General features: G+C 65.2%; 7 protein-coding genes and 1 pseudogene. 7 read left to right on the top strand and 1 reads right to left on the bottom strand.

Annotated elements, in window-relative coordinates:
• From AC25YV_RS12135 to AC25YV_RS12125, 3 genes and pseudogenes are all read left to right on the top strand, one after another.
• Positions 1-384, top strand: a 384-nt coding sequence (locus AC25YV_RS12135) for a hypothetical protein (protein ID WP_488124111.1), incomplete at its 5' end; no start/stop codon positions are given.
• A 133-nt stretch (positions 385-517) separates the two neighbouring features.
• A pseudogene (locus AC25YV_RS12130) lies at positions 518-718 on the top strand (hypothetical protein); the annotation flags it as partial.
• 431 nt (positions 719-1,149) lie between these two features.
• Positions 1,150-2,217, top strand: coding sequence for a hypothetical protein (locus AC25YV_RS12125; RefSeq protein ID WP_488124110.1), 1,068 nt, complete (start codon positions 1,150-1,152; stop codon positions 2,215-2,217).
• A gap of 58 nt (positions 2,218-2,275) precedes the next feature.
• Here the strand turns inward: AC25YV_RS12125 and AC25YV_RS12120 are convergent, their stop codons facing one another.
• A complete protein-coding gene (locus tag AC25YV_RS12120; RefSeq protein WP_488124109.1) occupies positions 2,276-3,427 on the bottom strand; it encodes a tyrosine-type recombinase/integrase in 1,152 nt (383 codons plus the stop codon).
• Positions 3,428-3,586: 159 nt separating this feature from the next.
• Here AC25YV_RS12120 and AC25YV_RS12115 point away from each other — a divergent pair, with 159 nt between their 5' ends.
• The 4 genes from AC25YV_RS12115 to AC25YV_RS12100 all read left to right on the top strand — a co-directional run bounded on the left by AC25YV_RS12115 (position 3,587) and on the right by AC25YV_RS12100 (position 8,300).
• Positions 3,587-3,886, top strand: coding sequence for a helix-turn-helix transcriptional regulator (locus AC25YV_RS12115; protein WP_488124108.1), 300 nt, complete (start codon positions 3,587-3,589; stop codon positions 3,884-3,886).
• A gap of 183 nt (positions 3,887-4,069) precedes the next feature.
• Positions 4,070-5,728, top strand: coding sequence for a Rep family protein (locus tag AC25YV_RS12110; protein ID WP_488124107.1), 1,659 nt, complete (start codon positions 4,070-4,072; stop codon positions 5,726-5,728).
• A 378-nt stretch (positions 5,729-6,106) separates the two neighbouring features.
• Positions 6,107-7,315, top strand: a complete 1,209-nt coding sequence (locus AC25YV_RS12105) for a plasmid recombination protein (protein WP_488124106.1) — start codon at positions 6,107-6,109, stop codon at positions 7,313-7,315.
• A gap of 25 nt (positions 7,316-7,340) precedes the next feature.
• Positions 7,341-8,300: a hypothetical protein gene (locus AC25YV_RS12100; RefSeq protein WP_488124105.1), complete on the top strand. Its 960-nt coding sequence runs from the start codon at positions 7,341-7,343 to the stop codon at positions 8,298-8,300.
• Positions 8,301-8,336: the final 36 nt, after the last annotated feature.

The raw sequence follows: 8,336 nt of genomic DNA, 5'->3' as shown, positions 1-8,336 counted from the left end.
AGAAGGATTACCAACGGCTACACCACGCATTGGGGCTTGACCGCGTCGAGCCTGTGCCTTGGTGGCGTAAGCAGTCGGCACGGGCACATGCGCACCGCTGAGGTTGGTACCTCCGGCGTGGCCGCCGGCCGCTTCACTTTGCGGGCATGGCTGGGCAATAGGTCCCGCGAATCGTCCTTGGCGCTGTCACTCACGGCGCTGTCGGACGAGCAGGACTATGCCGATGATCACGGAGACAACGCCGATAGGAAGGCCCAGCACCGTTATGGTCGCGGGCGTGCCAGCCGGGACCGGGCCGAATACTTGAAATATTCCGGCGAGCGCCAGGCCGCACATCATCGCACCAAACGCGATCAGGCCCCACCCAGTCGTGTCATTCCGTGATTGAGACATTGGCCTCCCCTCCACCCTCTCTCCATTTCACTCAGATCTCGGGCGGGAGGGCGGCATTGAACATGAGGCTCAGGATGAAGCAGCCGCCTGCACCCACGATAAGCCCTCCAATTGTCGGGGCCGCGCCGGGGCGAACGTGAAGGCGGTGCAACGAATGCTCGGACACGCCAGCGCGGCGATGACGCTCGATACCTACGCCGACCTGCTCGATGATGACCTCGACTACGTCGCCGAAGCGCTGAGCCGCGCACGCCACACCCAGCGAACCATCGTGATCCCCGAGAGCTCTCGCGACCGCGGAATGATCGGCCGCGGGCAGCCGTGAGAAGAGCGAATCTTCCCAAAATCTTCCCACGAGCCCGTTCCAGGCAAAGAAGAAGCCCCGCGATCCCAGTGTTTACAAGGGATCGCGGGGCTTCGACGGTGGCGGTGACGGTGGGATTTGAACCCGCGGCGGCCCCCGGTCGTTTCGCGGCAGCTCTGCGTGGACAGCGCAATTCCGCGGAAATAGCACCCATCTGAACACATGCCGCAACCCGTACTCACATCAAGTTGGCTGTCGGATTGCTGTCGGACTGCTGTCGCACGTGGAGCGGCGGTCGCGTCCGCCGCCTCCTGCACCGCCGGTCGGTCGCTAGTCCCAAAAAGGGCGGAGGGTCCGACATGCGTACTCCCGGGGAGCATAGGCAACGACGGACCCTCTGACCGCGTGCCATCTACGATGACAGAGGCGGAATGCAGAGAGGCTAACACAAAATGACGCAACGAAAGGTGGATTGGATCTCGCCTGCGAGGTTCGCTCCCTTCCTAGCTGCTTGCGACGGCGACACGACTCTGGCCTGGAGCCTGTACGAGTGGAACGCGCGAGTCGCCTCAGCGCTGTTCGAGTGCTTCCACCACACTGAAGTTCTCGTCCGCAACGCCATGATGAAGCGCCTATCGACCATTCACCCCCTCGGGTACCCCTGGCACCAGCAGCTCGACAGCGTGGTGAAGGCCGCGGGGCGCCGCATGGACCCAACCACGAAGGTGGCAGCTCCCGACGCGATCATCTCGGAGTTGACCTTGGGCTTCTGGACCAACCTCCTTGAACAACGCCCCGCGAACGAGGAGCTCTGGCGCCAGCATCTCCGCCATGTTTTCCCGGGCTCGCCAGGCACAAGAGAAGCTGTACACAAGGCGGTTACGGACATGCGGCACCTTCGCAACAGGTGCGCACACCAGGACTCGCTTCTCGATTTCGACCCCGGAATCGAGCTGAAGAAGCTCCTCTCGCTCGTGGAATGGATCGACCCGGATGCGAGGGTCTGGCTTGAAGGGATTCAGAGCGTTTCTTCAATCGCGAGCGCCCGACCTGTGGCGCCCGCGCGCGACGTCGTCATCGTCGCAGCAGCCCCAGATAAGACGATCCAGATGTACGAACGAGCGTCGGCTTACGTCTGTGCCAGTGATCGATCGATCGCACAGGTGACCCACATGGGCTTCTACGTCAACAAGCAGATTGAGCCCTACTTTCCCCTGATCGAAGAGAAGATCGTACCGGCTCGATGGAACCGGCAGGAGGCTGACCGTCTATCGAAGTCCGCCTCGACAGTCGATCAGCGACTCGCGAAGGTCATGGGGTACGGCCTCAAGAACGGCTGGCCCGCTGGGGAACAGGTCCAGGTCTTCCTTCTATCAAGTAAGAAGGCCAGCGAAACCGTTACGCGCGGCACCCCAATCATCCACGACAAGTCTGGGCGTGGCTCCGCCTTCGTGAAGAACCCTCGCTACTTCGCGCGCCCCGCCCTGATAGCCGCGAACGACACAAGCCACCTGAGCTGACCTCGGGTGACGCTCGACCGATTTTCGGGCGCGCGTGCGGCAAGCGCAGGATCCCTACCTACTCACTCTCTGTTTGCGGAGATAGCGCGGCATCGCGGTGTCGGGCTAGCGCCATCGCCACATCATCCAGGTCATCTTCGAATAGGTCCGCGTACGTGTCGAGAGTCATGGCCGCGCTTGCATGCCCGAGCATGCGCTGCACGGCCTTCACGTTGGCCCCGGCGCTGATCGCCAAGCTCGCCGCAGTGTGACGAAGGTCATGAGGGGTTACTCGCGGCATCACCATGACCTCCGTATCACCAGCTCCCCTAGGCTCAGCCATACGGACATCATCGGCGCGGATTCGCTTGACCGCCCCAGCGAACCAACCGGACGCAGCATTGCCCGGGCGCAGATAGCCACCTTCCTCGGCGGGCCAGAGCAATGCGTCCCCTGACTTGCCGAAGCTGGCGCGCTTGAGAGCCTCGTCAAGGAACGGCGGGTACGGCACCGTTCGGCGCTCATGGGTCTTGGGCGTGCCGACCTGGATGTGCCCATTGACGATGACCGCGTTCTCTTCGATACTCACCCGACGGCGGACACGGTCAAGGTGTTTCACTCGAAGGCCGGTTGCTTCGCCCCAGCGCAAGCCGGTGTATGCCAGGAAGCGGACTAGGTCAGGGTAGCGGGATGCGCGCGCGAGCTGTTCAACCTGCCTGTGCGTGAGATACGCCCGCGGTTTGGCGGTCTTGCGAGGGGTCTTCACGTCCCGAGCAGGGTTAGCCGTGATGCGGCGATCACGCACCGCGCCGTCGAGAATTGCGGCGAGTACGCCGTGCGCTCGTTTCACAGTCGTGGCCGATTTCCTCTTGCTCAGTTCTCCAACCCAAGCCGTCACCTCGGTGTGTCGGATCGACCCGACCCTGCGCGCGCCCCACTTCGGCTCGACATGAATGCGCCAAGCACTCTCGTCGCTGTGGTGCGTTGATGGTTTCACGGCAGCCCTGTGGGCCTCTAGCCAATCCCGCCCAAGCACTCCCACCGTGGCCTGCGCATCGCTCGGGGCGATGTATGCGCCCTGCAGCTTCGAGACCTCTACCGTCGCCGCATACGCCTCCGCGTCACGCTTGAGCCGAAACCCGCCCTTGCTCGTCTTCGTCCCATCCGGCCGGCGGTACGAGACGCGGTATCCAACACCCTTGATTCGCGGATCCCTGCTGACGCTCGCCATTGCTCTCCTGTGTGGGTCGATCTGGTTGGGTGCAAAAGTGAGCTTAGGGCTGCATAGCGGCACAAAGCGCCTGCTACAGTGGGCGCTACCGATCCTCTCGAGAAGAGGATGCACACCCCTCGAGGGGTGGGTGTCGTCCTTTCTCGAAAGTTGAATCGGTTGACCACCATCGCGATTGACGTCGACGCATTCGCAGCCCTGTTCGTCCGCGTAGACGAGCTTGAGGCCCGTCTCACAGGCCCCACGGCTCCCATCCTCGACGGCCTCCTGTCGCCCGCTGTGCTCGCCGCGCGCCTCGGCGTCACTGAGCGCACGCTCGCCGAGTGGCGAGTCGGCCCGCCCGCCACAGGCCCCGCCTTTGTCAGAGTCGGCCGCGGTGTTCGTTACCGCCCCGAGTCCGTTGATGCCTGGCTGCTTACGCAGGAGCATTCCTCGACACACGAGGAGGTTCACCGATGAGACTCACCGCAGACACTCCTCGGGCTCAGTCCACTTCTAACGGGTGCGGCGAAGGGCTTGTCGATTCGCCGCAAAGAAATAAATTCCCCGGTCATAGGCGCAATCATGCGGGCGGAGCCCGCGTAGCCCGGGGACAGTATTCGTTGCGGCATTCGGTGCGCAATGGCTGCGCGATGGTCGCCAATGCGCGCCACCTGGCGCGTGGGGGTGGTCGTCGTGGCTGATGCGAAGGAGAAGAAGCCCCCGCGCGAGGAACGGGTGAAGTTCATCCAGATCACCCAGCAGCTCAAGCCCGAGTTCTTCGACTGGGCGACGGCAGACTCCGAGCGCCGCGCCGACGACGGCACTGTCATCGACAACCGACTCGGTCTGACGCTGGTCCAGGCCGGGGATCTGGTCGAGAAGGGCACGGCCGCGGAGATCGCGGCCTACATCGTCAAGCGACTGGAGCATGTCGGGGACCTGTTCGGTGTCCACGACATGGGAGAGAAGCACCCGGGTGCCGTGGTCGTCGGCTGCTGGGCGATCATCCATGACCGTGACGAGATCGACGTGTGGGACGACGCGCGCGGTGACTACGTGAAGGTGCCGAAGGAGCGGCACATCCACATCATCGTCGTCTTCGAAGGCGACACGCGCGCGACCTACCGGAGCGGGACGGTCGGCTACCTCGCGAAGCGCGTGGGCATTCCCGCGAACCAGGTCGAGAAGCCGAAGCGGGGCGGCAACTCTCCGCGGGTCGAGGCGTTCGGCGGGACCATCAGCCAGTCGCTGGACAACAACCTCTCGTACCTCACGCGTCTGAAGTATTCGGAGAAGTTCCAGTACGCGCAGTCTGACGTGGCCACCGTACGCGGTCCCAACTTCGGGGCGATCTACCGAGAGCGTTACGCCGACTGGATCAAGGGCCGCGCACACGTCGTGAAGAAGCGCGCCGCCGAGAACGTCGAGGATTTGCGCTCGAAGGTTCTGGATGGTCTTGTCAGCAAGACGCAGATCCTCCTCACCGATGACCTTTACGAGGTCTACGCCCGCAACGCGCGGGTCATCGACGACGCGTTGGATGCGTACGCCCAGCGCCGCGCGATGCGCGCGGCCGTGAAGCTCCAGCGAGGGGACTTCTCGACCTCCGTCGTCTACATCCACGGCGCTTCGGGCATCGGCAAGACGCGGTTCGCGACGGACTTCATCGGGCAGGCCGTCGCGTACGCCGCCTCTCTCGGGCAGCGGTGGGAGCTGTACCGCGCTGCTACCGGCAACCCGCTGGATGACTGGCGCGGAGAGGAGGTGGTCCTGCTCGACGACCTCCGCGCCTCAGCCATGGATGCGAACGACTGGCTGCTCTTGCTCGACCCCTTCAACGCCTCGCCCGCGCGGGCCAGATACCGCAACAAGCAGGCCGTCGCGCCGCGGCTCATCGTCATCACTGCGACGATCGAGCCCGTTGAGTTCTTCTTCTTCGCGCGCAAGAAGGGCGAAGTCGACGAGGCTCTCGATCAGTTCATCCGCCGCCTCGCTTCGATCGTGAAGGTCTACCGCGACGACGACATCCTCCGCTACTCGGTGCAGCGCACCGGGCGGGTTGAGCCGTACCAGCGCGCTATCCAGACAGGCAAGGGCTGGCATGGGCAGCCCGAGTACGAGCGCGTTGCGCTCACCTACGGCGCTGTGCATGAGATCCAGCACTCCGCAAACGGCACTATCGCGTCGCTCATGTTCGATCTCGCCGCACGAAGCCACGATGTCCCGTTCACCTCTGGGGCGGGGTGGCTCGCTCTCGAGGATCTGGCGCAGTCCGAGGCTGCCGAGCAGCACCAGGCGGGTGACGGCGATGTCGGTTGACATCGAGATCCCCGCACCAGCGGCGACTGCCGCCCGCCCGCTCCCCGTCTTGGAGGTGCGCACGCGCCTCCAAGACGGTGACTTCCGGGGTGCGACCAGCGCCTCGGGGGCCGCGTGCCCGACCAGGGCACGTACGACGCGCACCGCGCGGAGGAGCCCCGCAGGGCACCAGGAACCTTCGACCAGCGAAGCGCCGTTGAAGGTGTATGGGGCTACACCTGACGCTTTCGTGCAGGGAGAGTCGAGCACCCAGGTCAACACCGGCGAGGCCCTCCCTGCACGAAAGGGTCAGCCCCGCGGGAGCGCCGCCGGAGGCTCCACGGGTCGCCCGTCCAGTGGACGGACGGCGCGCGGATGCGGCCCCGAGAGGGGCGGACGATGACCTACACGATGACCTTCGATGCCTCGCACAAGGTCGGGCGCGACGGCGGGCACCTGACCGCCTTCGTACGCCACATCGCTCGCGACGCAGACGGAGCGGCCGGATTCGACTTCGGGCACACGAACCCGAACATCGACCCCGCGCGCACGCACCTCAACAAGTCGTTCGTAAACGACGGCACGGGCGGCTTCCGTCTCCTTCGCTCGGTCGATGGCGCCCCACCGTCCGATGAGCTCCGGGCTTTCCTCGACGAGCGCCTCGCGACGGTGAAGCGACCGCTCAGGAAGGACGCCGTGCTCGTCCGCGGCCTCGTGCTCCAGCTCGACCCCATTTGGTTCGCCGAGCACAACGCTGACTGGCGCGAGAACGGCATCAACGCCACGGCCTCGAAGTTCATCAACGCTGCGTGGGCGTGGGCGGCGGACGAGTTTGGACACGAGAACATCGTCGGCGGCTCGCTCCATCTCGATGAGCATTCGCCCCAGCTGCAGCTGGCTGTGACTCCCGTCACTGTGGATGGGCGCTTGTCACAGAAGGACTATTTCCGCGGGCCGGCGGATCTTAAGCGGCAACATCGCGAGCTGCGCGCCCGCATGGAAACGGCCGGGTACGACGTCGAGCACGCAGTCAGTGAGCGTAGTCGACAGCACCTCAGTTCCGCGGAGTTCGCGATGAAAGTGAGCCGCGCGAAGCGTGCTGAGGAGCAGGCAGACGCAGCCCTCCGGGTAGCCGCGGCCGAGCGCGTCGAGGCTGCGGAGGCACTACGCAGCGCTGAGCAGTCACGCATCGATGCAGAAGAACACGTGGCCCGCCAGGCCAGCGCGACCGCGCGTCTGGAGGCACTCGCGGAGCAGACGGCCGCCGACCTTGAGGAGGCTGGGCAGAGGCTGCTACCGCCGGACTATGAGGGGCTGAAGCGAGCGATCCTCGACGGGCAGTCCTCTCTCGCGATGCGGTTCATCCGCACGTTCCCCCGGCTCGGCGATGGCTCGACGCTAGCGCAGCGGTTCGAGCGGTTCGCTCGAACCGAGTTTGCGAGGTTCGTCCGCGAACGTGCGGATGCCTTCGGGACGTACCGCGGGCCCGACTTCAACAGGTGGGAGACCCAAACAGTCGCCACACACCGCAAGGCCCTCCGCGCGCTTGCGGACCAGGACATCACGCCCGCACGGGCACGCCATCTCGATCGCTCGTACGGCGATTGACCGCCGACAGAACCAGGAGGTTCAAATGAACAACAACGACCGCACCCGCAGCGCCCGCGCCTACCTCGAAGAGGTGACGAGGATCCTTTGCGACCTGCCGACTCCCTCCGTCAACGCCGCCGTGATGCGCGGCGCGGGTCTCCGCTTCTCGTCGCCCACTGAAGGTATCCCTGGCCCACGACGGCTCATCCTCGACGGTCCTGCCGCCGGGCAGCCACTTGCGGCCGGGAGGACCGCCGCGGCGCTCCTCGCTCGTCAGCGCGACAACCTCGCCTACCTCTACGCCTACCGGGAGCAGCTCGCGAACGAAGACACCCAGGTGGCCAAGGGGATGACTGCCTCCGACCCCGCTCGATGGAGCGATTACGCGTTCGAGGTGATCGAGGTCCTCCGCGCAATCCCCCTCCTCACCGGCGCAGACTTCACGGAGGTCTTCCACGAGTTGGCGGGCCTTGCCGGTATCGAACGCCACGGAGCCATCTGGGAGGTACGCACGGCAAGCGGCGATTGGACGGGCGTGCTCCTCGACAGGCTCGGGCACGAGTTCTCGTTCCACGCGCTGAAGACAGCCACCGTGGAGAACGCGGCCCGCTACCGCCGCTGGCGAAACGCCCTCCGCAGCGCCGGTGACAACGACCCTCGTTCTGACGATATGCCGCCGCAGCGGAGGCATGCGGCCTTCCTGCCCGCCGTCTCCGCTGTAGAGTCCGATCGGGTTTCGCCCGCCCACAACGTGGGCACCTACCGGGCGGACGACGCCGCGCTTCGGCACCACAAGCGCGCTCTCTCGAACGACATCCCCGTTGAGCGCCGCCGCCGGTTCCCCGAGCTGCGCGGCGACATCGGTCTCATCAGCGGCATCGGCGCCGCGAGCGCCGCGAAGATGACCGAACGTCTCCGCCGGTTCCCGGAGTTGGACCAGCACGAACCAAATCCTGGAACTGGTCGGCTATCGGATGGCGGGGAGCTCCTCGGTCTCGGCTAATTCGGCACACGGGACGGCTACAGCAGCCGCTCCTTT

Source organism: Microbacterium sp. Y832 (assembly GCF_057669765.1).
The sequence above is the reverse complement of the archived record's forward strand: the minus strand, read 5'-3'. Positions and strand labels throughout refer to the sequence as shown.

Excerpts from the sequence above, each read along its gene's own strand:
- AC25YV_RS12125 (WP_488124110.1), top strand. The coding sequence starts at position 1,150 with ATGACGCAACGAAAGGTGGATTGGATCTCGCCTGCGAGGTTCGCTCCC.
- AC25YV_RS12120 (WP_488124109.1), bottom strand. The coding sequence starts at position 3,427 with ATGGCGAGCGTCAGCAGGGATCCGCGAATCAAGGGTGTTGGATACCGC.
- AC25YV_RS12110 (WP_488124107.1), top strand. The coding sequence starts at position 4,070 with ATGCGCGCCACCTGGCGCGTGGGGGTGGTCGTCGTGGCTGATGCGAAG.
- AC25YV_RS12105 (WP_488124106.1), top strand. The coding sequence starts at position 6,107 with ATGACCTACACGATGACCTTCGATGCCTCGCACAAGGTCGGGCGCGAC.
- AC25YV_RS12100 (WP_488124105.1), top strand. The coding sequence starts at position 7,341 with ATGAACAACAACGACCGCACCCGCAGCGCCCGCGCCTACCTCGAAGAG.